Source organism: Pseudomonas sp. s4 (assembly GCF_046764235.1).
GTDB lineage: Bacteria > Pseudomonadota > Gammaproteobacteria > Pseudomonadales > Pseudomonadaceae > Aquipseudomonas > Aquipseudomonas asiatica.
In genome coordinates this window covers 2871846-2896283 of record NZ_CP177209.1, presented here as the reverse complement: position 1 = coordinate 2896283, position 24438 = coordinate 2871846, and the positions used below count along the sequence as shown (strand labels likewise).

Below are 24438 nucleotides of genomic sequence, written 5' to 3'. Positions count from 1 at the left end.
CGTCTGCTGATGAGTTAGTCCTTGGAACGTGCACGCTCCCTTGCTGCTGCCTCAAGCGCGCGAGCAAGCTCCGCTTCAACACGTTCGAGCATCCGTTGGCTTTGATGCAGTTGTTCACGATACTCTGCCAGCTGGCTGAGCGTTTCATCTTGCTTGTTCTTTAGCTCTTGGCACTGGGCTCGTAGATCATCGATTTGAGCTTCGCGCTCCGCCAGCAGCTGCTCCAGGTCGGCTGCTTGATTTATTGTGGGTAAAGATTGCTCGGCCACTCCTTGTGCAATCGTGGTTGCTTGCTGCCACAGTGCGAGAAATGCCTCAGTCACTTCCCTCGGCATTCCGGGCAGACGGGTTACTCTGCGGGTCGTTACGGCGGTTTTTCCTGAAACGCTCAACTGCCTGCTGATACCAGATCCGGTCAGCAGGCAGCCTCAAGACAGCGGCCTTGCCCGTACTATTTTAGAGCGATGGCTAGTTCTGTGCCGGCTCATAAAGGCTCACCGAGCTGGCGTCCACCGCCTTCGGCAGCAGCCCCTCGCGATAGAACGCATCGGCGATACGCTGCTGCTCAGCCAGGTTGTCCAGCTTCACCGGCTGCACGTCATAACTGCGCCGGGCGTTGGCCTGCTGCACCGTAGCGCTGTCCAGGTTGCCCCACAACGGGCCGAGAATACGCGCAGCCTCCGCCGGGTTAGCCTTGGTCCAGGCACCGGCCTCGCGCAGGGCCAGGTACACCTGCTGCAGTACCTCGGGGTGGGCCTTGGCATAGTCGCTGCCGGCCAGGTAGTAGCGCTGGTAGCTGGCCAACTCGCTGCCATCGGCCAGGATACGCGCGTTCTGCTGGCGCTGGGCACTGGCAACGTATGGATCCCAGGTCACCCAGGCATCGACCTTGCGGTTCTCGAAGGCGGCTCGGCCGTCGGCGGGAATCAGGTAGGCCGGGGTGATGTCCTTGAAGGTCAGCCCGGCCTTGGCCAGGGCCTGGATCAGCAGGTAATGGCTGCCGGCGGCCTTGGTCACCGCCACGCGCTTGCCCTTGAGGTCGGCCAGGCTCTTGAGCGGCGAGTCGGCCGGCACCAGGATCGCCTGGGCCGTGGGTGACGGGGTTTCCCGGGCAAAGTAGGTGAGCTTGGCGCCGGCCGCCTGGGTGAACACCGGCACGGTGTCGGCGACGTCCGCCGACAGATCGACATTACCCAGGTTCAGCGCCTCCAGCAGCGGCAGGCCACTGGGAAACTCGTGCCAGCTGACGCGGATGCCTTGGGCCTGCAGGCGCTGTTCGAGGCTACCGCGGGCCTTGAGCAGGGTCAGCAGGGTCGAGGATTTCTGGTAGCCGATGCGCAGGGTCTGCTCGGCATTGGCCAGGCTCGGCAGCAAGGCGCTGGCCAGCAGCGCCAGGCCAAGCCGGCGCAGAGGTCTGATGGGCATGTGGAAATCTCCGTAGTCAGGGTTGCACGGCCAGCTTGGCGGTACCGGGAAGGGTGAAACCGCTGGCGAAGGTCGGTGCCACATCGAGGCGATCGGCCATCAGGCCGTGGGCATGGTAAAAGTCAGCGGTGTCCTGTTGTTCGGCCACGGTCTGCGGGTCGATCACTTGCCAGCGCAGTTGGCGACGCTCGAACTGCAGGCGGGCGGCGTCCTCGGGGAAGCCGATGATCGCAGCCAAGGTTTTCGAGTAGCTGCCCAGGTGCTGGTTGGCCCAGACTTGCGCCCCAGCCAGGCGGTTCAGGTAGTCCTGCAGCGCGGCGCGGCGCGCGGGTTGCTCCAGGGCCTTGTCAGTAGCCGCGAGGAAGCTGTTGCCGCTGGACAGGCCGCGGCCGTTGACCAATACCCGGCCCTGCCCGCTCAACTCGGCCAAGGCTGTATAAGGCTCCCAGGTCGACCAGGCGTCGACCGCGCCGTTGGCCAGGGCGATCTTGGCGTCCACCGGCCCGAGGAAACGGAATTCCACGTCCTTCTCGCTCAGCCCGACCTGGTCCAGCGCCTTGAGCGCAAGATGATGGCCGATCGACCCACGCCCGGTGGCGATGCGCTTGCCCTTGAGTTCGGCCGCACTGTGCAGCAGTGAATCGGGGCGCACCAGCAGCGCCGTGCCATAGGGGTCGGACTTGTCCACCGCGATGGCCTTGACCGGTGCCCCCGAGGCCAGCACGAACAACAGCGGCGCGTCGCCGATGATGCCGGCATCGATCGCCCCTGCGTTGAGCGCCTCGGCCAACGGCGCGGCGGCGGGAAACTCGGCCCAGTGGATGTCGTAGGGCAAGTCGCGCAGGGCGTCGGCGGCTTCCAGCTGGGCGCGCATGTTGCCCTTCTGGTCGCCGATGCGCAGGGTCAGGCGCTCGGCGGCGCTGGCCTGGCAGGCCAGCAGCAGGGTCGCGGCCAAGGTCAGCAGCTTCGATCGGATGGACATGACGTTCCTCGGTGTCTTGGCGGGCAGCTACATGCGGCCCGTGCCAGGCGACTCTAGCGGCATCCATCACATAAATTAAATTGATTTTAGGAATAACCTAATATGCGTTTCTATCTTATAGAATCCAGCTGATGGCATGATGCTCCAACGCGATTATGCTAATGCCTTATTTTTCCGTCCGCCCCCTGTGAGCGCCGATTATGAAAATCGATGATATGGACGCCTTCGTCGCGGTCATCCGTTGCCAGTCCACCAACCTCGCCGCCGAGGCCCTACAGTTGACCCAGCCGGCCATCACCCGCCGGGTGCAGAATTTCGAGGAGGACCTGGGCGCCACCCTGCTCGACCGCAACACCAAGCCGCTCAAGCCCACCCCCATGGGCCTGCGAGTGTACGAACAGTGCAAGGCTATCCTGCGCGAGATCGACGCGTTGCGCGAACTGGTGGCCAACGATGGCGCCCCGTCAGGCACGCTGCGCCTGGGCGTGCCGCAAACCCTTGGCGATGTGGTGCTGCTCGATGCCCTGGCGCAGATCCGCGAGGCCTACCCGCAATTGCGCACTCAGGTCAGCAGCGGTTGGGGCAGCAGCCTGATCGCGCGCATGGAAAACGGCGAGCTTGACGCCGCGGCTGCGCTGTTCCCGCCGGGCAAGATCTTCCCCGAAGGCATCGCGAGCCAATCTATCGCACGCATGCCGCTCAAGGTGGTGGCGGCCAAGGGCAGCGCGGGCAAGCGCAGCTACAAGCTCAAGGACTGTTACACCCGTGGCTGGGTGCTCAACCCCGATGGCTGTGGTTTCCGCGCCGGGCTGCAGCGCGCCCTTAGCGAACAGGGGCTGAGTCTGTCGATCAACCTGGAAACCTTCGGTACCGAGCTGCAACTGGGGCTGGTGGCCAACGGACAAGGCCTGGGGTTGGTGCCCGAGCCCTTGCTGATGGCCAGCCGGCACCGCGATGCACTGGAGGTGCTGAATGTGAGCGACTTCAAGCCGCAGGTGGATCTGTGGCTGTTCCATCCGCGCTATCTGGGGAACTTGCAGGAGCCGGTGGAGCTGTTTGGTGAGGTGGCGGGACATCGGTTGTTAGGGTGAAAGCGTGACGCCTTGCCCCGCGATAGCGGTACAACGCTGACATCGCCATCGCGGGGAAGCCTGCCACGCCCCTCTAAATGCAAATTACGCATAATTAGTAAAAATATAAATTCCATAAACTGATAATTAGCATAGAACAAAAAAGACTTTTACAGAGCTCATTCATACGAATACGGTCTTAGTCACACACCGTCATTCAGGGATGAACCCCCATGAGTCACCCTTCCGACAGCGCCCTGGCCGAACTCACCGAGGCCCTAGCGGCCAACGCCGAGCGCTACGATCGCAGCGCGCAGTTTCCCAAAGACAACTTCGACCTGCTCCAGCGCCACGGCCTGCTGGGCCTCACCGTGCCCCGCGCCCTCGGCGGCGGCGGCGCGGACCTGGCCACCGCGCGCCGGGTGATCGGCGCGGTCGGCAAGGGTGACCCGGCCACCGCGCTGATCCTGGTGATGCAGTACCTGCAACACTTTCGCCTGCAGGACGACACCCGCTGGCCCGCCCACCTGCGCCAGCGCGTGGCCGACGACGCCGTGCGCCACGGTGCGCTGATCAACGCCCTGCGCGTAGAACCGGAGCTCGGCACGCCGGCTCGCGGTGGCCTGCCCGCCACCGTGGCACGTCGCACCGCCGAAGGCTGGCGCCTGAGCGGGCGCAAGATCTACTCCACCGGCAGCCATGGTCTGAGCTGGTACCTGGTGTGGGGCCGCAGCGATGACAGCGACCCGCTGGTCGGTGGTTTTCTGGTCCACCGCGATACCCCCGGCATCCGCATCATCGACGACTGGGACCACCTGGGCATGCGCGCCACGTGCAGCCACGAAGTGCGTTTCGACGACGTCCTGATCCCCCTCGACCACGCCGTCAGTGTCAGTCCCGCCAGCGCACCGCGCGCCGAACTTGATGGCGAGGGGCTGCTGTGGATGGCCGTGCTGCTGCCGGCGGTGTACGACGGCGTGGCCCGCGCCGCGCGGGACTGGCTGGCGCGCTTTCTCAACGAGCGCACGCCGTCCAACCTTGGCGCGCCACTGGCCAGCCTACCGCGCTTCCAAGACGTGCTCGGGCGCATCGACACCCTGCTGTTCGCCAATCAGAGCTTGCTCGATTCGGCCGCTGCCGGGCACATCGCCCCAAGTCATGCCGGGCAGATCAAGCACCTGGTCAGCGCCAACGCCATCCAGGCCGTCGAGCTGGCCATCGAGGCCGCCGGCAACCCAGGGCTGTCGCGGCACAACCCACTGGAGCGGCATTACCGCGACGTGCTGTGCAGCCGCATTCACACGCCCCAGGACGATGTGGTGTTCGGCCAGGTCGGCCGCAACGCGCTGACGGAGGTCGCAGCATGAGCCGTTCGATCATCGCCAGCCAGTTGGACACCCAGGCCAACCAAGTCTTGCGCGAGCGACTGGTGGACCATGAGGTAATCGATATCCCCTTCGGCCAGTTACACGTCGATGTGCCCGCCGATGTTTTCATCCTGCGCCCGGTGAACATCCGCGGACAGCGGGTCGACACCCCGCCGCCGGGCTGGCCGTGGAACCTGAAGTGGGTACAACTGTTGTCCTCAGGCATCGACTTCTACCCCGACTGGGTGTTCCAGGGCCCGCCGGTCACCAGCGGCAAGGGCGCCAACGCCGAGCACGTGGCCGAGTTCGCCCTGGCCCTGGTGTTCGCCGCCGCCAAGCAACTGCCGGAGCTGTGGGTCAAGGACGCCGACTGGCGCCTGACCCCACTGGCCCCGGTACGTGGCCGCACCCTGGGCATTCTCGGCTTTGGCAGCATCGGCCAGAGCCTGGCGCGCAAGGCGCAGGCCCTCGGCCTGCGAGTGCTGGCCCTGAGCCGCCCCGGCCAACCCATCGCCGAGATTCCCGGCGTGGAGCGTGCCGCCGATCTGCGTGAGCTGTTCGTTGGCAGCGACCACCTGGTGCTGGCCGCCCCGCTGACCCCCGCCACCCGTGGGCTGATCGACCGCCAGGTGCTGGCCCATGCCCGCCCCGGGTTGCACCTGATCAACATCGCCCGGGGCGGATTGCTCGATCAGGAGGCGCTGCTCGACGCGCTGGACAGCGGCCTGATCGCCCGCGCCAGTCTCGATGTCACCGAGCCCGAGCCGCTGCCGGCGGGCCATGCGCTGTACCACCACCCACGGGTGTTCCTGTCACCCCACACCTCGGCTATTTCCGAGGACGGTTACCCGGCCTTCCTCGACGCCTTCATCGCCAACTTCCACCGCTACCGCGAGCAGGCGCCCCTGGCCAACCTGGTCGATACCGCGCGCGGCTACTGACCACCGGAGAACACACCATGACTTCACTGTCTGCCGTCACCAGCAATACCGCCCAGAGCGTTCGCCAACGGGTCAGCGCCGAGGAATGGGAAGTACGCGTCAAGCTGGCCGCCGCCTACCGCCTGGCCGCGCTGTTTCGCTGGACTGACCATATCTACACGCACTTCTCGGCCCGCGTACCGGGGCCGGAGGAGCATTTTCTGATCAACGCCTTCGGCTTGCTGTTCGATGAAATCACCGCCTCCAACCTGGTCAAGGTGGATGTCGACGGCACGATCATCGACGACCCGCTGGGGCTGGGCATCAACCAGGCCGGCTACGTGATCCACAGCGCCATCCACCGTGCCCGCCCCGACCTCAAGGCGGTACTGCACACCCACACCCGCGACGGCGCGGCGGTGTCGGCCCAGCGCGATGGCCTGCTGCCGATCTCCCAGCACGCCCTGGCCTACTACAGCCGCGTGGTGTACCACGACTACGAAGGCGTGGCGCTGGACCTGGACGAGCAAGAGCGGTTGGTGGCCAACCTGGGCACGAGCAACATCCTGATTCTGCGCAACCACGGGCTGCTCACGGGCGGTGTCAGCGTGGAGCATGCCTTCCGCGAGCTGCACGGGCTGGAGCGGGCGTGCAATATCCAGGTGGCGGCCCAGGCTGGGGGCAATGATCAGCTGCTGCATGCGGCGCCGGCGGCGATTGCCAAGGTGCATGAGCAGTCCAAGCGGTTTTCCGACGGCCAGGGTGAGGGGATCCAGCGGCATTGGGATGCGCTGATTCGCCAGCTGGATCGGGAGGGGCGGGACTATCAGGACTGACTGAAGGCATCTGCTGCCAGTACCGGCCCTTTCGCGGGCAAGCCCGCGAGAGGGCCGGTACTGGCGAACTCCATCTTGATCAAGGATCACCCCATGCCCTCACTGCACCGCCTTTTCGCCATCAGTTCCCTGGCCCTGGCCTTGTCCGGCTGCTCCCCCGCCGACAACACCGCCGCCAGCAAGACCCTCAACATCGCCTTCTGGGGCGACAACACCACCCTGGTCAGCGTCGACCCGTTCCAGGTCTACTGGCTGGAACACCGCGTGCTGCTGCGCAACGTCGCCGAGTCGCTCACCGACCAGGACCCGGACACCGGACGCATCATCCCGTGGCTGGCCAAAAGCTGGGAGATCGGCAGCGATGCACTGAGCTACACCTTCCACCTGCGCCAGGACGTCACGTTCAGCAACGGCGAGCGCTTCGACGCACACGCCGTGAAGACAGCCTTCGACAGCAACAAGGCCTTCGCCACGCAACTCCCCGCCACCTTCGGCGCCACCTACCTGGCCGGTTACGATCACGCCGAAGTGATTGACGACTTCACCGTGCGCCTGGTGCTGTCCAAGCCCAATGCAGGCTTCCTGCAAGCCACCTCGACCACCAACCTGGCGATCCTCGCCCCGGCCTCGTACAAGCTGACCGCCCAGGAGCGCTCGCTGGGCAAGATCATCGGCACCGGCCCGTTCGTGCTCGAACACTACACGCCGGAAGTCGGCGCCAAGCTGGTCAAACGCGCGGACTACGCCTGGGCTTCGGCCAACGTGCGCAACCAGGGCGCTGCCCACCTGGACACCGTCGAGGTCAGCTACATCCCCGAAGAAAGCGTGCGCAACGGCCTGTTCCTGCAAGGCAAAGCCGACATCCTGTGGCCGCGCAACCCGTTCTCGGAGGTCGACCTCAAGCTGTTCCAGTCCAAGGGCGCGACCATCCAGAGCCGGTCGCTGCCGGGGCCTGCGCTCAACCTCTACCCCAATACCCGCAACAACCGCCTGCTGGGCGACCGCCAGGTGCGTCTTGCCCTGCAGAAAGCCATCGACCGCACCAGCTATGCGCACACCGTGTACAACGCCGAGTTCCCGGTGGTCAGCGGGGTGTACGACGTGACCACGCCGTACTTCAAGGCCCAGGCCGACAAGCTGGCCTACGACCCCAAGGGCGCCGAGCAACTGCTCGAAGCCGCCGGCTGGCACAAGGGCGAGGACGGCTACCGGCAGAAGAACGGCCAGCGCCTGACCCTGCGCTACAACCTCACCCCCGCCGAAAGCGCAGGCGATGTGCTGGTGCAGGACCAACTGCGCAAAGTCGGCATCGACCTCAAGCTCAATGTGCTGACCCGCGCCGAGTGGGTGGCCGGCAACACTTCCGGCAACTACGACCTGACGTCCACCTACATGACCCGCGCCGACCCGATCATCCTGCAGACCATCCTCGACCCGCGCGCGGCCAACAGCGCAACCCTGGCCACCAACAGCTACGAGCCGCACACCCTGCCCAAGGTCCAGGCGCTGTTCGACAGCGGCATCACCGCCACCGCCGACCCGCAGCGCGCCGCAGCCTACGGCCAGTTGCAGGACCTGCTGGTGGACGAGGCCGCGGCGTTCCCGCTATACGAACGGGTCTGGCAGGCCGCCACCGCGCCACGGGTCAAGGACTTCCGCTGGACCGCCGAAGGCTTCGCCTTCCTCAGTGACATCCAGGTCGGCCAGCCATGAAGCGCTACCTGATCGGCCGCATCGGCCAGGCGCTGCTGGTGCTGTGGGGCGCGTACACCATCAGCTATTTCATCCTCTACCTGCTGCCAGGCGACACCCTGGCAATCATGCTCAGCGCCTCCGGCATGGAGGCCGACGGCCTGTCGCCCGAAGACCTGGCCAAGGCCCGCGCCTACTACGGGTTGGACAAGGGCCTGTTCGAGCAGTATTTCGACCTGCTCTGGCGCGCCGTGCACGGCGACCTGGGCCAGTCACTTTCGCTGGGCCGGCCGGTCACCGCGCTGCTGGCTGAGCGCCTGCCGCAGACCCTGTCGCTGGCAGGCCTGGCGATCGTGCTGTCGTTGCTGGGTGGCGTTGGCCTTGCCTACCTGACCGCCTACCTGCAATGGCGCCCGCTCAAGACCGCGCTGACCCGCCTGCCGTCGCTGGGCTTTTCGGTGCCAGTGTTCTGGATGGGACTGCTGCTGATCCAGGTGTTCGCCTTTGGCCTGGGCTGGTTCCCGGCCACCGGCAGCCAGGGCATTGCCAGCCTGGTGCTGCCGGCCGTGACACTGGCCATTCCCAGCGCTGCGGTGTACGCCCAGGTGCTGCAACGGGGCTTCCAAGGCGTGTGGCAGGAGCCGTACATCGCCACCGCCTTCGCCAAGGGCCTGAGCCGGGCGCAGGTGCAGGCGCGGCACGGTTTGCGCAACGCGGCGCTGCCTCTGCTCACGCTGGTCGGCCTGCAGGTGGGCAACACGGTGTCCGGTGCGGTGCTGGTGGAGACCATCTTCTCGCGCAACGGCGTCGGCCGCCTGGCCCAGGAAGCCGTGCTGCGTCAGGACATTCCGGTGGTGCTGGCCATCGTCGCGGTGTCGGCAGCAGCCTTCGTGGTGGTGAACCTGATTGTCGATCTGCTGTACCCGTACCTCGACCCACGCATTACCCATACTGCCAAGGTGAGCTGATATGACTTCCGATACTCGCCTCTATCATCCAGTCCCCTCAACTGCTCCACAGCAATGGCAGCGCCGCACGCGCTGGCAACGCCTGCACGAGGCCGTGGCCCCGCTACTGCGCCGCCCCGGTTTCGGCCTGGCCTTGCTGGTAGTGCTGTTCGCTCTGCTGAGCGCGCTGGCTCCACAACTGCTGACCAGCTTCGACCCGTACGCCACCTCCCCCGCCGACAAACTCAGCGCGCCGAGCCTTGTGCACTGGTTCGGCACCGACGAGCTGGGCCGCGACCTGTACACCCGGGTGGTCTACGGCGCGCGCTTGAGCGTGCAGGCCGCGCTGCTGGCGGTGGCCATCGCCCTGGCCGGCGGCCTGGGCCTGGGCGTGCTGGCCGGCTTTGCCGGCGGGCGCGTGGACGCCGCGTTGATGCGCCTGATCGACGTGCTGCTGGCCCTGCCCGGTCTGTTGCTGGCCCTGGCGATCGTCACCGCCATCGGCTTCGGCACGGTGCCGGTGGCGATTGCCGTAGGCGTCGGTATCATCCCCGGCTTTGCCCGCACCACCCGCGCCGAGGTGCTGCGCATCAAGACCCTGCCCTATGTCGAGGCCGCGCGCCTGGGCGGCGCCAGCTGGGCGCGCACGCTGCTGCGCCATGTGCTGCCCAATGCCTGGGGCCCGGTGGCGGTGCTCGCCACCCTGGACTTCGGCGCGGCCATCCTCGCCACCGCGGGCCTGAGCTTTCTCGGCTTTGGCGCTGCGCCACCGGCGGCCGAATGGGGCACGCTGATCGCCAATGGCCGCCACTTCCTCATCACCGCCCCGTGGGTATCCCTGTTGCCGGGATTGTTCGTGGTGGCCGTGGTGTTCAGCCTCAACCACCTGGCGCGCAGCGTCGAGGAGCATGCCCGATGAGCCAGCCTGCGTTGATCGAGGTCCGCGACCTCAGTGTCAGCTACCACTTCGCCGGGCAGCGTACCGAAGCCGTACGCCAACTGTCGTTCAGCCTGAACCAGGGCGAAACCCTGGCCATCGTCGGCGAGTCCGGCTCGGGCAAGTCGACCCTGGCCAATGCCCTGCTCGGCCTGCTGCCGGGCAATGCGCGGATCGACCAGGGCCAGCTGTTGGTCGCCGGGGTGGATGTGGCGCAGGCCAACGAGCAGGCCCGACGCCAACTGCGCGGGCGTATCGTTGGCCTGGTACCGCAGGACCCGATGGTCAGCCTCAACCCCACCCTGCGCATCGGCCGGCAGATCGCCGAAGCCCTGCTGCTGGCCCGCGGCCGGCGTTATCCGGGGCTGGAAGCCGATGTGCTGGAGCTGTTGACCCAAGTGGGCCTGGACGACCCGGCCCTGCGCGCCCGCCAATACCCCCACGAGCTGTCTGGCGGCATGCGCCAGCGGGTGCTGATCGCCATCGCCCTGGCCGGCGATCCGCGCCTGATCATCGCCGACGAGCCCACCAGCGCGCTTGATGTGACCGTGCAACGGCGCATCCTCGACCACCTGCAACGGCTGGTGGCCGAGCGCGGCATCACGCTGCTGATCATCACCCACGACCTGGGGATGGCCTGCGACCGTGCCGACCGCCTGCTGGTGATGAAGCACGGCGAGTTGGTGGAGCACGCCTCGCCGCGTCAGGTGCTGTGGGGCACGCCACAGCCCTACACCCGCGACCTGCTTGCCGCTGCGCCCGCCTTCGTGCCACGCCAGCGGCCGAACACCGCCCTGGGAGAAACGCCGCTGCTGCGTCTGAGCAACGTCGGAAAGCGCTTTGCGCTGCCGGGCAAGGACGCCCACTTCACTGCCCTGCACGACCTGAGCCTGGAGGTCAAAGCAGGCCAGACCCTGGCCATCGTCGGTGAGTCGGGCTCGGGCAAGAGCACCGCGCTGCGTATCGCCCTGGGGCTGGAGACGCCCACCCAGGGCCGTGTGGAGTTTGCAGGCCAGGACGTCACCCACTACAGCTGGCGCCAGTTCAGGCCACTGCGCCGGCGCATCCAGCTGGTGCAGCAAAACCCCTTCGCCGCGCTCGATCCGCGCTTCACGGTGTTCGACAGCATCGTCGAGCCGCTGGTGGCGTTTGGTGTGCTCAAGGGCCAGGCCCTGGAGCGCAAGGCGCGTGAACTGATCGCCCGGGTGCAGTTGCCAGTGTACTTTCTCGACCGCCTGCCGCGGGAGTTGTCCGGTGGGCAGCGCCAGCGGGTGGCGATCGCCCGGGCCCTGGCGCTGGAGCCGCACGTGTTGCTGCTGGACGAGCCGGTGAGCGCGCTGGATGTGTCGGTGCAGGCGCAGATCCTCGCGCTGCTCGATGAGTTGCAGCGCGAGCTGGGGATCGCCTATGTGCTGGTGTCCCATGATCTGGCGGTGGTGGCCAGCATGGCCGATCAGGTGCTGGTGCTGCGGCGCGGGCAGGTGGTGGAGCAAGGGCCGGCGCTGGAGGTGTTCAGCCGTCCGGCCAGTGCCTATACCCGGGAGTTGATTGCGGCGATCCCGGGGCATTCGCGCAGTGTGTTGCCGGTGGCGGTGTAAAGGCGGATCCCCTGATTTGCTCTGACGGCCCTATCGCAAGCTCCCACAAGGTTCACACCGGATATTACGGGAGCTGGCGAAGCCTGCGACAGCATCAAGCGAAAACAAAAAACAATGCATATTAAATAACGCATCAAATAATGCGTATGCATAATTAGCTTAGAACCACAAAGCCTTTCACAACCCCCTCTCCCCCACGCTAACGTCCCCTTTACCAGTCCGACCCCACACCCGGCGGAGGCCTCCATCACCTGATTGCAGAAGGACTCCCCATGAGCAAGCGACAAATCAAACTCGGCGCGATGATCCACGGTGTCGGCCACGGCTGGGGCGAATGGCGCCACCCCGAGGCGCTGGCCGATGCCAGTGTCAACTTCGGCTTCTACAAGCAGCAGGCACAACTGGCCGAGGCCGCCAAATTCGACTTCGCCTTCATCGCCGACAGCCTGCACATCCATGCCCGCTCCAGCCCCCACTACCTCAACCGCTTCGAGCCATTGACCGTTCTTTCGGCCCTGGCCGCAGTCACCTCGCACATTGGTCTTGTGGCCACGGTCACGGTCAGCTACACCGAACCGTTCCAGGTCGCGCGCCAGTTCGCCTCGCTGGACCTGATCAGCGGTGGGCGTGCCGGCTGGAACGTGGTCACCTCGTGGTTATCAGGCACTGCCGACAACTTCGGTAAGGCCGAGCACCCGCCGCATGCCGTGCGCTACCGCATCGCCCGCGAGCACGTCGAGGTGGTCAAGGGCCTGTGGGATTCGTGGGAGGATGATGCCTTCACCCGCGACAAACACACCGGCGAGTTTTTCGCCCCGGACAAACTGCACACCCTCGGCCACCAGGGCGAGTTCTTCAAGGTCAAAGGCCCGCTGAACATCCAGCGCTCGCCCCAGGGCCAGCCGCTGATCTTCCAGGCCGGAGTGTCCGAGGACGGACGCAACTTCGCCGCGCAGAACGCCGATGCGATCTTCGTCAGCCCCGAGTCGTTCAGCGACGCCCGCGCCTACTATCAGGACCTCAAGCAGCGCGCTGCCAAGCATGGCCGCGACCCTGAGCAGCTGTTCATCCTGCCGGGCATCCGCCCCATCGTCGGGCGTGACGAGGGGGAAGTGGAACGCCGCTACCAGCAGGCCGTGGAGCTGGTGAGCATCGAGGATGCCATCGTCGCCCTGGGCCGCCCGTTCAACGACTACGACTTCAGCCAGCACGCGCTGGACGCGCCCTTCCCCGACCTGGGCACCCTGGGCGACAACAGCCACAAAGGCACCGCCGACCAGCTCAAGCAGCTGGCCCGGGACGAACAACTGACCCTGCGCGAACTGGCCCTGCGCTTCTCGCGCCCGCGCCGCGACTTCGTCGGTACCCCCGAGCAAGTGGCCAACGCCCTGCAGGACTGGTTCGAGCACGGCGCCGCCGACGGTTTCATCATCAACCAGTTGCTGCCCGATGGCCTGCAGTACTTCACCGAGCTGGTGGTGCCGCTGTTGCAGGCGCGCGGGCTGGTACACGGCGAGTACGCAGGCGACACCCTGCGCGCCAACTTCGGGCTCGATGTGCCGGCCAACCGCAATACCTTGCGCCGCGAACAAAGCGCAGTGGCTTGAGACCGCCCGGGCGGCTTCGCAGCCCCAGCCCGCCCATACCCCCAGAAAAGGAATTTTGCTCCATGACTCTCGAATTCATCGGCCTCATCGGCCCCCAGGAAGGCAGCGAATCCCAGGCCCCGCGCGGCCCGCTGGTAGACCTGGAATTCATCAAGGCGTTCTCCCAGGCCCAGGAATACGGCGGTTTCGACAAGGCGCTGCTGGCCGTCAACACCAGCGCGCCAGACTCGATGATCCTGGCCAGCTACGTGGCCGCACTCACCGAGCGCATTGGCCTGCTGGTGGCGCACCGCCCAGGCTTCCAGGCGCCGACCTTCGCCGCCCGCCAGTTCGCCACCCTCGACCAGCTCAGCCGTGGCCGCGCCTCGATCAACGTGATCACCGGCGGCGACAGCGGCGACCTGCAGCGCGACGGTGACTTTCTCGACAAGGACGCCCGCTACGCCCGCACCGACGAGTACCTGGAGGTACTGCGCAACACCTGGACCCGGACCGAACCCTTCGACCACCAGGGTGAACATTACCGGGTGGAAGACAACCTGACCCTGGTCAAACCGGTGGGCAAGCTGCCAATCTACTTCTCCGGCGCCTCCGACGCCGCCGTGGAGGTCGCCGCCAAGCACGCCGACGTGTACATGATGTGGGGCGAGCCGCTGGAGCAAGTGCGCGAGCGGATTGCCAAGGTCCGCAAGGCCGCCGCCCGCTACGGGCGCGAGAAGCACATCCGCTTCAGCCTGTCGCTGCGCCCGATCCTCGGCGCCACCGAGGACGAAGCCTGGGCCCGCGCCGAGCGCATTCTGGCCGATGCCAAGCAGCGTATCGGTATCCGCCAGGGCAACCGCCGCGAGAAGAACTTCGGCAAGAGCAACGTGGGTTCCGAACGGCTGGTGCAGCTGGCCGGCAAGGTGCACGACACCCGGCTGTGGACCGAGATCGCCGCGCTCGGCGGCGGTGCGGGCAACTCCACCTCGCTGGTGGGCACGCCGGATCAGGTGGCCGAGGCTGCGCACGCGTATTACGAGCTGGGGGTGAGTACCTTCTTGTTCCGGGGGTTCGATCAGTTGCGCGATGCGGTGGAGTATGGGCAGGCGTTGATTCCGCGGATCAAGGCGCTGGTTGCGCTGCGGGAAGGTGAGCGTAGCACGCGTACGGCCTAGATCTTCATAACGGCAACGGCCCCTTCGCAGGACAAGCCCGCTCCCACGAAAAGCACGACCGTTGTGCATCGCGTGGGAGCGGGCTTGCCCCGCGAAGGGGCCTTTTCGTGTTGCCGCCAAATGAATGAACAACTCACCACAAAATACAAATTACGCATTTAACAAAACGAACATAATTATCAAATTACATAATTAACTTAGAACAAAAAAGCCTTTCACAACCCCTGTAAAGACCATTAAGTTCTGTAAACCGACCCCGACCTGGCGGAGGCAAATGGATTCGTGCCAACCGTCGTCGGGCCTCGCCATGCGTCCGCCTGCCCTGTTGCGCACATCCGAACCCAACTTCTCGGAGACCGCGACATGGGATTGTCCCGTAGAGATCTGATCGCCCGCCTTGCCGCTATCGGCGGCTATTCAGCGGCACTGGGCGCGCTGGGGCAGAACGCCCTGGCCGCCACCTTCGAACCCTTGCAACTGGCCGCCAACGGTGGCAATGGCAAGCGCGTGGTGATTGTCGGCGCCGGTATTTCCGGGCTGGTGTCGGCCTACGAGCTGCGCAAGGCAGGCTTCAACGTGACCGTGCTGGAGGCCCGCGAGCGGGTCGGCGGCCGGGTCTGGACCCTGCGCCAGGGCGACCGCATCGAACACAACGACGGCACCACGCAGCGCGTGGAATTCGACCAGGGCCAGTTCTTCAACGCCGGCGCCGCACGCCTGCCCAGCCATCACCTGACCATCCTGGGTTACTGCCGCGAACTGGGCGTGGAGTTGCAGGTGCTGGTCAACAGCAGCCGCAACGCCCTGGCCCAACCCGACCTTGCCCGTCCACCACTGCTGCTGCGCCAGGCGGTCAACGACACCCGTGGGCATTTCAGCGAGCTGCTGGCGCGCAGCGTCAGCCGCAACAGCCTGGATGCCGAACTCAACAGTGGCCAGCGCAAGGCGCTGCTGGACTTCCTCAAGATCTACGGTGACCTCGACAGCCAACAGCAGTACCGCGGCTCGGTGCGCGCCGGCTACACCCGCTTCGCCGGCGCCGGCGACCAGACGCCGATCCAGCGCCAACCCGTGCCGCTCGATCAGTTGCTGGACAGCAACCTGCTACTGCCGCTGGTGTTCGACGAGATCCCGGAGTTTTCCTCGACCATGTTCCAGCCAGTGGGCGGCATGGACCAGATCCCCAAGGCTTTCTACCGCCAGGTCCAGGACAGCGTACGCCTGGGCGCCGAGGTGCTCGGGGTCGAAACCGGCGACACCGGCGCCAAGGTAGTGTGGCGTGATCGCAAGAGCGGCCAGCAGCACGTCGAGCAGGCCGACTACGCCATCGTTACCCTGCCCTTGCCGCTGCTGGCCAAGTTGCCGAACAACTTCGACGCGCCGTTCAGGCAAGCCATCGCCAGTGCCGAAGGCGACAAGGCCAACAAGGTGGCCTGGCAGTCGCCGCGGTTCTGGGAAACGGATTTTCAGATCTACGGCGGCCTCAGCTACATCAACCACGAGGCGCGCACCCTGTGGTACCCCAGTGATCGTCTCAACAGCGCCCAGGGTGTGCTGGTGGCCACCTACAACACCGGTGGCGTGGCCCAGCAGTTCGCCGCCAAGCCATTGGCCGCGCAGATTGCCTCGTCGCGCCAGGCGGTGGAATCGCTGCACCCCGGTCACAGCCAGAAACTCGCCCGGCCGGTGGTGGTGAACTGGTCGAAGATCCCCTTCAGCGAGGCGCCTTGGATCGTCCACGACGAAGTCGCCCAGCCCGGCTACGACCGGCTCAACCAGCCCCAGGGCCGTACCTGGCTCGCCAGTGACGCCCTGGCCCATGGCGGGGTGGGCATCTGGCAGAACAGCGCCGCCGAATCTGCCCGCCGCGTGGTCAGCCTGATCGCCCAACACGCCCGCCAGACCACCCGCGGCGCTGCCGCCTGACCCTGCAGGAATCCTACCCATGCCTCGTCTTCTTCTGCTTGCCGGAGTGCTCATGTCCCTGACCCTCAACGCCCACGCCGACGGCATCAAGCGCGTCGCGCCACCTGGCTCAAACTTCCCCATCTCGCAACTGGTCACGGTGCCGGCCGGCAGTCAGCTGACCTTCATCAGCGGCACCCTGCCGGATGTAGCAGACCCCAAGGCGCCCAAGGGCAGCGTCGCGGCCCTGGGTAATACCGAAACACAGGCCCGTTCGGTGCTGAAAAAACTGCGCGCAGCCTTGCAGAGCCAAGGCCTGGACCTGGGCGACATCGTCCAGTTGCGGGTGTTCCTGGTGGGCGATCCGGCCAATGGCGGCAACCTCGATTTCGCCGGACTGCAAGCGGCCTACACCGAGTTCTTCGCCACCGCCGATCAACCCCGCACCCCGACCCGCACCGCCTTGCAGGTGGTGGCCCTGCCGTTGCCGGGCGCGCTGGTGGAAATCGACGCGATCGCGGCCAAGGCGCCCTGAGCGCGCCATCCCGCCCAACAAGGAACTGCGTGCATGAAGCAAGTCTTTACCTCTGCCTCGTTACTCCCCGTGGCCCTCGCCGCGGGGCTGCAAACTACCCCGACACTGGCCGATGAGCCCAGTGCCCAGGCCCTGGGCACGGTGATCGTCACCGGCAACCGTGGCGCCGAGAAGCGCACCGTCACCACAAGCCCCGTGCCGATCGACGTGATCAGCGCCAAGCAATTGCAGGAAACCGGCAAGCCCGGCCTGATGGAAGCCCTGAGCGCCAGCGTGCCCTCGCTCACCCTGCCGGAAAAGACCGGCTGGGACGCCAGCGGCATGGCCCGCGCGCCGAACCTGCGCGGGCTCAACGCCGCCCAGGTGCTGGTGCTGGTCAACGGCAAGCGCCGCCACACCAGCGCCACCCTGAACATCAGCGGCATCAACGCCGGTGCCGCGCCCAGCGACCTGGACCTGATCCCCATCAGCGCCATCGACCATGTCGAGGTGCTGCGCGACGGCGCCGCTGCCCAATACGGCTCGGACGCCATCGCCGGGGTGATCAACGTGATCCTCAAGGCCGACACCAGCGGCACCGCCGTGACCACGGCCGGCCAAGGCTACGACGGCAAGAAACAGACCGTGCAGCAAAGCCTGAACAAGGGTTTCGAGATCGGTCGTGACGGCATCCTGCAGCTGGCGCTGGATGCGCGCAGCCAGAACGACGACAACAAGGCCAGCGCCAACGGCTACAGCCAGGCCGAAGCGCTGGACCGCGCCGGCAAGGTCACCTACGGCGGCTACGGCACGCCGAAGATCAACCTGCTGACCCTGGGCTACAACGCCGAGCTGCCCCTGCAAGACGATCTGACCCTGTATTCGTTCAGCACCTGGTCGTACCGCAAGGCCGAGCAGGGCCAGAATTTCCGTCTGCCGACCATCGCCAACACCATCACCACCGGGCCCAATGGGCGCCCGTCGGGCTACACGCCCACCTGGTACATCGAAGAGCACGACTACCAGGCCGCGTTCGGTGCCAAGGGCCTGGCCGGGGAGTGGAACTGGGACCTGTCGAGCACCTACGGGCGCAACGAAGCCGCCCAGGGCACCTGGAACAACCAGAACCCGTCGCTGGGCGAGGCCACCCCCAACCACTTCGAGTCCGGCACCTGGGTCAGCTCGCAACTGACCAGCAACCTCGACCTGCACCGCAGCTTCGAGGTGGGGCTGAGCAAGCCGCTGGACTTCTCGTGGGGCCTTGAACAGCGCCGCGACACCTACCAGGTGCAAGCCGGCGACTGGGCCAGTTGGGCCGACGGCGGTTACTGCCCCACCCCAGGCAACTGCGCCGCCTCCGGCGCACAGGTGACCAACGGCATCTCCCCGGCCGAGGCCACCAGCGCCAGCCGCAACAGCTACGCCGGCTACCTGGATGTGGGCTTCAACCCGTTGCCACAGTGGTACTGGGGCGCGGCTGTGCGCTACGAGCACTACGACCGCGGCATCGGCGCCACCCGCAGCGGCAAGCTCACCACCCGCTACGAGTTCACCCCGGAACTGGCACTGCGGGCTACGGTGAGCAACGGCTTCCGTGCACCATCGCTGGCCAACAGCCTGTTCAGCGCGCGCTCCACCACCTACGGGGTGGTCAATGGCGTGTATCAGTCGATCAACTACGGCGTGCTGCCGGTGGACTCGGCGGCGGCCAAGGCCTTGGGGGCCGAAGCGCTCAAGCCTGAAAAATCCACCAACTACAGCCTCGGCCTGACCTGGCAACCCACCGACCGCCTGGCCTTCACCGCCGATGCCTACCTGATCAACGTGCGCGACCGCATCACCCTCACCGGCACCCTGCTCGGCCCGGAAGTCACTCAGGCGTTGCTCGACAACGGCATCGACTCGACCTCCGGCGGGCAGTACTTCACCAACGGCGCAGACACCCGCACCAAGGGCCTGGACCTGGTGGGCAGCTACGACCAGGATCTAGGCAGCGCCGGCACCGTGAAGTGGACCGCAGCGTTCAACTGGAACGACACCGACATCCTCGATTACAAGCAAAGCGTGAACATTCTCGGCGCCCCCTACACGCTGATGGACCGCCAGGCCCGCAACCTGCTCACCGAGGTGCAGCCGCACACCAAGCTGATCCTGGGCGGCAACTGGCGGCTGGACCGCTACCGGGTCAACCTGGGGCTGACGCGCTATGGCTCGTGGCGCGAGGTCAACGCTGCCAACGACCGCTCACTGGACCGCGAGTACAAGGCGCGCTGGATCACCGACCTGGATGTGGGCTACCAGCTGACCAAGGACCTTGAGCTGGCGGTGGGTGCGCGCAATCTGTTCGATGTGTACCCAGAGCGCCAGGCGCCGAGCAGCAAGACCATGGTCAAGGGGTATGGGGTGTACTCGCCGTATGGTTTTACCGGGGGGTATTACTTTGGGCGGGTGACGTACAACTTCTGAAAAGGGGGCTGCGTTGCAGCCCCGACGATCTACCGGCTAAACCGCGGAATCGACAGCCCCAGGCTCTCGCGCAAGGTGCTGCCTTCATACGCCGTGCGATACACCCCACGCTCCTGCAACAGCGGCACCACCTCCTCGGTAAAGCGACGGAACTGCCCCGGATGCCCTATATAAATGTTGAACCCGTCCAAAGCCCGCGCCTCGAACCATTCGGCCATCTTCGCCGCCACCGTCTGCGCGGAACCGACGAACGCGCCGGGACGCAACTGGCGACCGAATTCCACCGCCTGGCGCAGGCTGAAGCCTTTTTCCCGCGCCTGGTCGGCGATGCGCTTGGCATTGGTGAAGAAGCTGCTGCGGGCATGCTCCAGGCTCTCTTGCGGGAATGGGGCGTCAAGCGCGTACTGGCTGAAGTCGTGCCAGCCGAAATTGCGCCCGAACTCCTTGAGCGCCAGCTCGAAGCTGTGATCGGCCTGGTGATAGTGCCGTTCGATCTCACGGGCGTGCTCGTCAGTATCCCCCACGTAGATCTCCGCGCCCGGCAGCACCAGCAGCTGCTCCGGATCACGCCCCAGGCGTGCCGCGCGGCCCTTGACGTCACGGTAGAAGGCCTGGCCCTGCTCGATGCTGGCGGCATGGGTGAACACCACATCGGCGGTGGCCGCACCCAGGTCGCGACCCTGCTCGGAGTCGCCGGCCTGGAAGATCACAGGCTGGCCCTGGGGCGAGCGCTGGATGTTCAGCGGCCCCACCACCGAAAAATGCTCGCCCTTGTGGCTCAGCCCATGCAGCTTGGCGGGGTCGAGGAAGCGGCCGCTGGCGCGGTCACGGGGGAAGGCGTCGTCCTCGTAGGAGTGCCACAGCCCCTGTACCACTTGCACATGCTCCTGGGCCCGGGCGTAGCGGGTGTCGTAGTCGTAGTGCTCATCCAGCCCGTAGTTGCCGGCGGTGCCGGCATCACCACTGGTGACCACGTTCCAGCCGGCGCGGCCCTTGCTGATCAGGTCCAGCGAAGCGAGCCGGCGAGCAACGTTGTACGGGGCGTTGTAGGAGGTGGTGAGGGTGCCGACCAGGCCGATATGGCGGGTGCTCACGGCCAAGGCGGACAGCAGGGTCAGCGGCTCCAGGCGGTTGAGGTAGTGCGAGGGGGATCCAGGGGTGATGAACTGGCTGTCGACGATGAACATCAGGTCGAACAGCGCAGCCTCGGCCTGGCGGGCGATGTCGATGTACCAGTCGATGTTGACGCTGGCGTCCGCCGGCAGTTCGGGGTCCAGCCACAGGTTGTGCCGGCCGGGGCCGCCGCAGCCCATGGTCAGGGCGCCGAGTTTGATTTTGCGTTGGGTCATGGGGGGAGTCCTTTGCAATCAAGGGGAGGCCTTCGCGGGCAAGCCCGCTCCCACAGGGATCTGCGCTTGCCTATGGGAGCGGGCTTGCCCGCGAAGAAGCCAGCGCAGAGCTTCAGTGCTGGCTGACAGCCGGCTGCTCGATAGCCGCACCAAACGAGGTATCGAACAAGCTGCTGGCCGGATACGTCTGGATCAGCCCGAGCCCGGCGAAGAAGTCCACGGTTTTCTGCGCGTCGACGATCACCTGCGGGTTCAGCGGCGCAAGGTCAGTGCGCGCACGGGCGAACCAGGCGCGGGCGATGTCGCGGTCGGCGCGGGTGCGCTTGGCCCAGGCGTCGGCGTAGGCCTCGGTGTGGGCCGGGTCGCTCAGGGTCCAGTCGCGGGCTTTTTTCAGCCGTTGCAGAAAGTCGGCGATCTGCGCGCGCTTGGCGTCCACCGCCTTGGCGTTGGCCACCACGAAGCTCTGCGCCGGGATCACGCCTTCGGCAGTGGCCAGTACGCGGGCGCCCTGGCGTTCTTGCTGGGTAACGTAGGGCTCCCAGGTGGCGATCACGTCCACCGAGCCGCCGTCCAGGGCGTGGGAAGCGTCCAGCGCGCTGAGGTAACGCAGCTCCAACGCATCACGCGGTACGCCGGCCTTGTCCAGGGCGCTGAACAACAGTTGCTGGCTCCACGAACCCTTCCAGATCGCCGCGCGCTTGCCACGCAGGTCTTGCAGGCTGTGGATCGACGAATCCTTGCGCGCCAGAATCGCCACCCCTTCGAGGTTCTGGCGGCTGACCGCGATCACCTTGATCGGCGCGCCCAAGGCGCCCAAAAACAAGGGCGGTGCATCGCCCAGCAGGCCAATGTCGAGGCTGCCGACGTTGAGCGCCTCGGCCACAGGGGAGCCTGCGGTGAACTGCTTCCACTCCAGCTCATAAGGCAGGTTGTCCAGTACCCCGGCCGCTTCCATCACCGCACGGGCGTTGTAGCTCTGGTCGCCAACGACCAAGGTCTGGGCGGCGGCGGCAAGGCTGAAGGTGGTGGCCAGCACAGTGGCGGCCAGTTGCTTGAAGTAACGCACGGGGGTCTCCAGATGCCCGCTTGGGGCATGTCAGGGCCGATCCGCAGGTGCGGTCTCGTGGCAACGGGTTTATATCGTTTAGGTCTTACTTGATCTATTTTTATAATTTATAGATCAATATAGCTGCTGTGAAATGCGCTTTGGGCATAACCTCATGCCTTCGGCGTGATGGGATTTGAAAGCAGAAACGCTCATCTGTAAATGCATTATTTGCATATTAGCTTATGATTATTTTGCATTTTGAGAATAGAAAAAGGCTTTGCTAGGGTAATATGAAACCCGAACACCGAGCCTGAACCATGAGCCATAACCCGGAGCGCCTGCGCCACTTCATCGACAGCCTGGCCGAGTTGCTCGAACAGCATCCCGACGAAGCCACCCTTCTCGACCGCGGCCAGGGCCTGCTGGCCAGCCTGGTTGCGCAGGACGACTGGCTACCAGACGACCTCGCCCAGCCCGACCCGCAGCGCTACCAGCAGTACCTGTTGCACTGCGACTCGCGCCAACGCTTTTCGGTGGTGAGCTTCGTCTGGGGGCCGGGGCAGCGCACGCCCATCCACGATCACCGGGTGTGGGGGCTGATCGGCATGCTGCGCGGCGCTGAATACTCCCAAGACTTCACCCGCGACGCCCAGGGCGCACTGCAGCCCAGCGGCGCACCGGTGCGCCTGGCGCCAGGTCAGGTGGAGGCCGTGTCGCCGCGCATTGGTGATATTCACCAGGTCAGCAATGCCTTCAGTGATCAGGTGTCGATCAGCATCCACGTCTACGGCGGCAACATCGGCGCGGTCAAGCGCGCGGTGTACGCTGAGGACGGCAGCGAAAAAGCGTTCATTTCCGGCTATTCCAATACCCGCCTGCCCAACATCTGGGACCTGTCCAAAGAGAACCCTGCCCCATGAGCACAGTCACCACCCGCCGTTACCAAGACATCCGCCGCGCCCTACTGGCCCGCGAGGAACTGGCCCTGATCGATGTGCGCGAAGAGGACCCGTTCGCCCAGGAGCACCCGCTGTTCGCCGCCAACGTGGCGCTGTCGAGACTGGAGCTGGAAATCTTCGCCCGTGTGCCGCGACGTGACACCGCCATCACCGTCTACGACGATGGCGAAGGCCTGGCCGCCGTGGCGGCGCAGCGCCTGCTCGCGCTGGGCTACAGCGACGTGGCCGTGCTCGACGGCGGCCTGGCCGGCTGGCGCGCGGCAGGCGGTGAGCTGTTCCGTGACGTCAACGTCCCCAGCAAAGCCTTCGGCGAGTTGGTCGAGAGCGTGCGCCACACCCCCTCGCTGGCCGCCGAGCAGGTGCAGGCGCTGCTCGATGACAAGGCAGACGTGGTGGTGCTCGACGCCCGGCGCTTCGACGAATACCAGACCATGAGCATCCCCGGTGGCATCAGCGTGCCCGGCGCCGAATTGGTGCTGCGAGTGGCCGAGCTGGCGCCGAACCCGGCCACCCAGGTGATCGTCAACTGCGCCGGCCGCACCCGCAGCATCATCGGCACCCAGTCGCTGGTCAACGCCGGCATCCCCAACCCGGTGGCCGCCCTGCGCAACGGCACCATCGGCTGGACCTTGGCCGGGCAGCAGTTGGCTCACGGCCAGGACAAGACCTTCGCCCAGGTGAGCGCCGGCACCCGTGCCAACGCCGCCCGCCAGGCTCGTGCTGTGGCCGACCGCGCCGGCGTGCTGCGCCTGGAGCGCGCCGGGCTTGATGCCTGGCAGGCCGACGCCAGCCGTACCACTTACCTGTTCGATGTGCGCACGCCCGAAGAATACGTTGCAGGCCATCTGCCCGGCAGCCGCAGCGTGCCCGGCGGGCAGCTGGTGCAGGAAACCGACCACGTCGCCAGCGTGCGCGGCGCACGCATCGTGCTGGTGGACGACGATGGCGTGCGCGCCAACATGAGCGCGTCGTGGCTGGCGCAGATGGGCTGGCAGGTGGCGGTGCTGGACGGGCTGTCGGTGGCAGATTTCAGCGCCGTCGGCGATTGGCAGGCGCCGCTGCCGGAGCTACCCAAGGCCAATGAGATCGGTGTCGAACAGTTGCAAGGCTGGCTGCAGGAAGACGGCACCGTGGTGCTGGATTTCACCACCAGCGCCAACTACGTCAAGCGTCATATCCCCGGTGCGCACTGGGCGATTCGCGCGCAACTGGCCGAAACCCTGGAACGGGTGCCACAGGCCAGTCGCTACGTACTGACGTGCGGCAGCAGCCTGCTGGCACGCTTCGCCGCGCGTGACCTGCAGGCCCTCACCCGCACTCCCGTTTACCTGCTCGAAGGCGGCACCACGCGCTGGATCGCTGCCGGGAAACCGCTGGAAACCGGCGAAACGCAGCTTGCCGTACCACGCAGCGACCGCTACCGGCGCCCCTACGAGGGTACGGACAATCCTCGCGAGGCGATGCAGGGGTATCTGGACTGGGAGTTTGGTCTGATCGCGCAACTCGAGCGCGATGGCACCCATGGGTTCAAGGTGCTCTGAACCTGAACGCAGGGGTTCACGACAATCCAATCATCCAGTTGCGATTATCGTTTTCCAGGGATCAGCGCCCAGACACATTACGCAAGCGCTGGACAGCGCATTCTGGATAGATAGCGGG

At 65.9% G+C, this 24438-nt stretch carries 20 protein-coding genes; 15 read left to right on the top strand and 5 right to left on the bottom strand.

The annotated features are described in order from the left end of the window. Positions 1–14: 14 nt before the first annotated feature. The 3 genes from ACK56M_RS13670 to ACK56M_RS13660 all read right to left on the bottom strand — a co-directional run bounded on the left by ACK56M_RS13670 (position 15) and on the right by ACK56M_RS13660 (position 2407). Positions 15–323 carry a hypothetical protein gene (locus ACK56M_RS13670; protein ID WP_411959542.1) on the bottom strand — a complete coding sequence of 103 codons (309 nt, stop codon included), beginning with the start codon at positions 321–323 and terminating at the stop codon, positions 15–17. 145 nt (positions 324–468) lie between these two features. Continuing rightward, positions 469–1425: an aliphatic sulfonate ABC transporter substrate-binding protein gene (locus ACK56M_RS13665; RefSeq protein WP_411959541.1), complete on the bottom strand. Its 957-nt coding sequence runs from the start codon at positions 1423–1425 to the stop codon at positions 469–471. Positions 1426–1441: 16 nt separating this feature from the next. Continuing rightward, positions 1442–2407 carry an ABC transporter substrate-binding protein gene (locus tag ACK56M_RS13660; protein WP_411959540.1) on the bottom strand — a complete coding sequence of 322 codons (966 nt, stop codon included), beginning with the start codon at positions 2405–2407 and terminating at the stop codon, positions 1442–1444. A 200-nt stretch (positions 2408–2607) separates the two neighbouring features. On the opposite strand from ACK56M_RS13660, the gene ACK56M_RS13655 reads away from it, so the two are divergent. The 13 genes from ACK56M_RS13655 (at position 2608) to ACK56M_RS13595 (ending at position 19423) form a co-directional block, all read left to right on the top strand. Next, entirely contained in the window at positions 2608–3498 is an 891-nt protein-coding gene (locus ACK56M_RS13655) for a LysR family transcriptional regulator (protein ID WP_411959539.1), read from the top strand. A 212-nt stretch (positions 3499–3710) separates the two neighbouring features. Next, positions 3711–4844 carry an acyl-CoA dehydrogenase family protein gene (locus tag ACK56M_RS13650; protein ID WP_411959538.1) on the top strand — a complete coding sequence of 378 codons (1134 nt, stop codon included), beginning with the start codon at positions 3711–3713 and terminating at the stop codon, positions 4842–4844. Then, the gene (locus ACK56M_RS13645; protein ID WP_411959537.1) at positions 4841–5785 is read left to right on the top strand and encodes a D-isomer specific 2-hydroxyacid dehydrogenase family protein; all 945 of its coding nucleotides are present in this window, start codon (positions 4841–4843) and stop codon (positions 5783–5785) included. The genes ACK56M_RS13650 and ACK56M_RS13645 overlap by 4 nt, the downstream gene beginning before the upstream one ends. Before the next feature lie 17 nt (positions 5786–5802). After that, positions 5803–6600: a class II aldolase/adducin family protein gene (locus ACK56M_RS13640; RefSeq protein WP_411959536.1), complete on the top strand. Its 798-nt coding sequence runs from the start codon at positions 5803–5805 to the stop codon at positions 6598–6600. Positions 6601–6693: 93 nt separating this feature from the next. Then, positions 6694–8313 (top strand): ABC transporter substrate-binding protein, encoded by a 1620-nt coding sequence (locus tag ACK56M_RS13635; protein WP_411959535.1) that lies wholly within the window; start codon positions 6694–6696, stop codon positions 8311–8313. Beyond that, entirely contained in the window at positions 8310–9260 is a 951-nt protein-coding gene (locus ACK56M_RS13630) for an ABC transporter permease (RefSeq protein WP_198751238.1), read from the top strand. Before ACK56M_RS13635 ends, ACK56M_RS13630 begins: the two co-directional genes overlap by 4 nt. 1 nt (position 9261) lies before the next feature. Further along, positions 9262–10158, top strand: a complete 897-nt coding sequence (locus tag ACK56M_RS13625) for an ABC transporter permease (protein ID WP_411959534.1) — start codon at positions 9262–9264, stop codon at positions 10156–10158. Beyond that, the gene (locus ACK56M_RS13620; RefSeq protein ID WP_411959533.1) at positions 10155–11774 is read left to right on the top strand and encodes a dipeptide ABC transporter ATP-binding protein; all 1620 of its coding nucleotides are present in this window, start codon (positions 10155–10157) and stop codon (positions 11772–11774) included. Before ACK56M_RS13625 ends, ACK56M_RS13620 begins: the two co-directional genes overlap by 4 nt. Before the next feature lie 272 nt (positions 11775–12046). Further along, on the top strand, positions 12047–13381 hold the full coding sequence (locus ACK56M_RS13615; protein ID WP_411959532.1) for an LLM class flavin-dependent oxidoreductase: 1335 nt from the start codon (positions 12047–12049) through the stop codon (positions 13379–13381). A 62-nt stretch (positions 13382–13443) separates the two neighbouring features. Then, positions 13444–14538 carry an LLM class flavin-dependent oxidoreductase gene (locus tag ACK56M_RS13610; RefSeq protein ID WP_411959531.1) on the top strand — a complete coding sequence of 365 codons (1095 nt, stop codon included), beginning with the start codon at positions 13444–13446 and terminating at the stop codon, positions 14536–14538. 363 nt (positions 14539–14901) lie between these two features. Continuing rightward, on the top strand, positions 14902–16464 hold the full coding sequence (locus ACK56M_RS13605) for an NAD(P)/FAD-dependent oxidoreductase (RefSeq protein WP_411959530.1): 1563 nt from the start codon (positions 14902–14904) through the stop codon (positions 16462–16464). A 19-nt stretch (positions 16465–16483) separates the two neighbouring features. Further along, positions 16484–16978, top strand: coding sequence for a RidA family protein (locus ACK56M_RS13600; RefSeq protein WP_026020330.1), 495 nt, complete (start codon positions 16484–16486; stop codon positions 16976–16978). Between the two features lie 33 nt (positions 16979–17011). Beyond that, entirely contained in the window at positions 17012–19423 is a 2412-nt protein-coding gene (locus tag ACK56M_RS13595) for a TonB-dependent receptor plug domain-containing protein (protein ID WP_411959529.1), read from the top strand. 29 nt (positions 19424–19452) lie between these two features. Here ACK56M_RS13595 and ACK56M_RS13590 read toward each other — a convergent pair whose 3' ends face one another. Both ACK56M_RS13590 and ACK56M_RS13585 read right to left on the bottom strand, forming a co-directional pair. Next, the gene (locus tag ACK56M_RS13590; RefSeq protein WP_411959528.1) at positions 19453–20772 is read right to left on the bottom strand and encodes an LLM class flavin-dependent oxidoreductase; all 1320 of its coding nucleotides are present in this window, start codon (positions 20770–20772) and stop codon (positions 19453–19455) included. Between the two features lie 112 nt (positions 20773–20884). After that, a complete protein-coding gene (locus ACK56M_RS13585; RefSeq protein WP_411959527.1) occupies positions 20885–21838 on the bottom strand; it encodes an ABC transporter substrate-binding protein in 954 nt (317 codons plus the stop codon). 299 nt (positions 21839–22137) lie between these two features. Here ACK56M_RS13585 and ACK56M_RS13580 point away from each other — a divergent pair, with 299 nt between their 5' ends. After that, positions 22138–22740: a cysteine dioxygenase gene (locus tag ACK56M_RS13580; RefSeq protein ID WP_411959526.1), complete on the top strand. Its 603-nt coding sequence runs from the start codon at positions 22138–22140 to the stop codon at positions 22738–22740. After that, positions 22737–24320: a rhodanese-related sulfurtransferase gene (locus tag ACK56M_RS13575; protein ID WP_411959525.1), complete on the top strand. Its 1584-nt coding sequence runs from the start codon at positions 22737–22739 to the stop codon at positions 24318–24320. The genes ACK56M_RS13580 and ACK56M_RS13575 overlap by 4 nt, the downstream gene beginning before the upstream one ends. Positions 24321–24438: the final 118 nt, after the last annotated feature.

Coding starts and splice junctions, on each gene's coding strand:
- ACK56M_RS13650 (WP_411959538.1), top strand. CDS start 3,711: ATGAGTCACCCTTCCGACAGCGCCCTGGCCGAACTCACCGAGGCCCTA.
- ACK56M_RS13635 (WP_411959535.1), top strand. CDS start 6,694: ATGCCCTCACTGCACCGCCTTTTCGCCATCAGTTCCCTGGCCCTGGCC.
- ACK56M_RS13605 (WP_411959530.1), top strand. CDS start 14,902: ATGGGATTGTCCCGTAGAGATCTGATCGCCCGCCTTGCCGCTATCGGC.
- ACK56M_RS13575 (WP_411959525.1), top strand. CDS start 22,737: ATGAGCACAGTCACCACCCGCCGTTACCAAGACATCCGCCGCGCCCTA.
- ACK56M_RS13590 (WP_411959528.1), bottom strand. CDS start 20,772: ATGACCCAACGCAAAATCAAACTCGGCGCCCTGACCATGGGCTGCGGC.
- ACK56M_RS13645 (WP_411959537.1), top strand. CDS start 4,841: ATGAGCCGTTCGATCATCGCCAGCCAGTTGGACACCCAGGCCAACCAA.
- ACK56M_RS13615 (WP_411959532.1), top strand. CDS start 12,047: ATGAGCAAGCGACAAATCAAACTCGGCGCGATGATCCACGGTGTCGGC.
- ACK56M_RS13655 (WP_411959539.1), top strand. CDS start 2,608: ATGAAAATCGATGATATGGACGCCTTCGTCGCGGTCATCCGTTGCCAG.
- ACK56M_RS13625 (WP_411959534.1), top strand. CDS start 9,262: ATGACTTCCGATACTCGCCTCTATCATCCAGTCCCCTCAACTGCTCCA.
- ACK56M_RS13640 (WP_411959536.1), top strand. CDS start 5,803: ATGACTTCACTGTCTGCCGTCACCAGCAATACCGCCCAGAGCGTTCGC.
- ACK56M_RS13630 (WP_198751238.1), top strand. CDS start 8,310: ATGAAGCGCTACCTGATCGGCCGCATCGGCCAGGCGCTGCTGGTGCTG.
- ACK56M_RS13595 (WP_411959529.1), top strand. CDS start 17,012: ATGAAGCAAGTCTTTACCTCTGCCTCGTTACTCCCCGTGGCCCTCGCC.
- ACK56M_RS13620 (WP_411959533.1), top strand. CDS start 10,155: ATGAGCCAGCCTGCGTTGATCGAGGTCCGCGACCTCAGTGTCAGCTAC.
- ACK56M_RS13660 (WP_411959540.1), bottom strand. CDS start 2,407: ATGTCCATCCGATCGAAGCTGCTGACCTTGGCCGCGACCCTGCTGCTG.
- ACK56M_RS13580 (WP_411959526.1), top strand. CDS start 22,138: ATGAGCCATAACCCGGAGCGCCTGCGCCACTTCATCGACAGCCTGGCC.
- ACK56M_RS13665 (WP_411959541.1), bottom strand. CDS start 1,425: ATGCCCATCAGACCTCTGCGCCGGCTTGGCCTGGCGCTGCTGGCCAGC.
- ACK56M_RS13600 (WP_026020330.1), top strand. CDS start 16,484: ATGCCTCGTCTTCTTCTGCTTGCCGGAGTGCTCATGTCCCTGACCCTC.
- ACK56M_RS13610 (WP_411959531.1), top strand. CDS start 13,444: ATGACTCTCGAATTCATCGGCCTCATCGGCCCCCAGGAAGGCAGCGAA.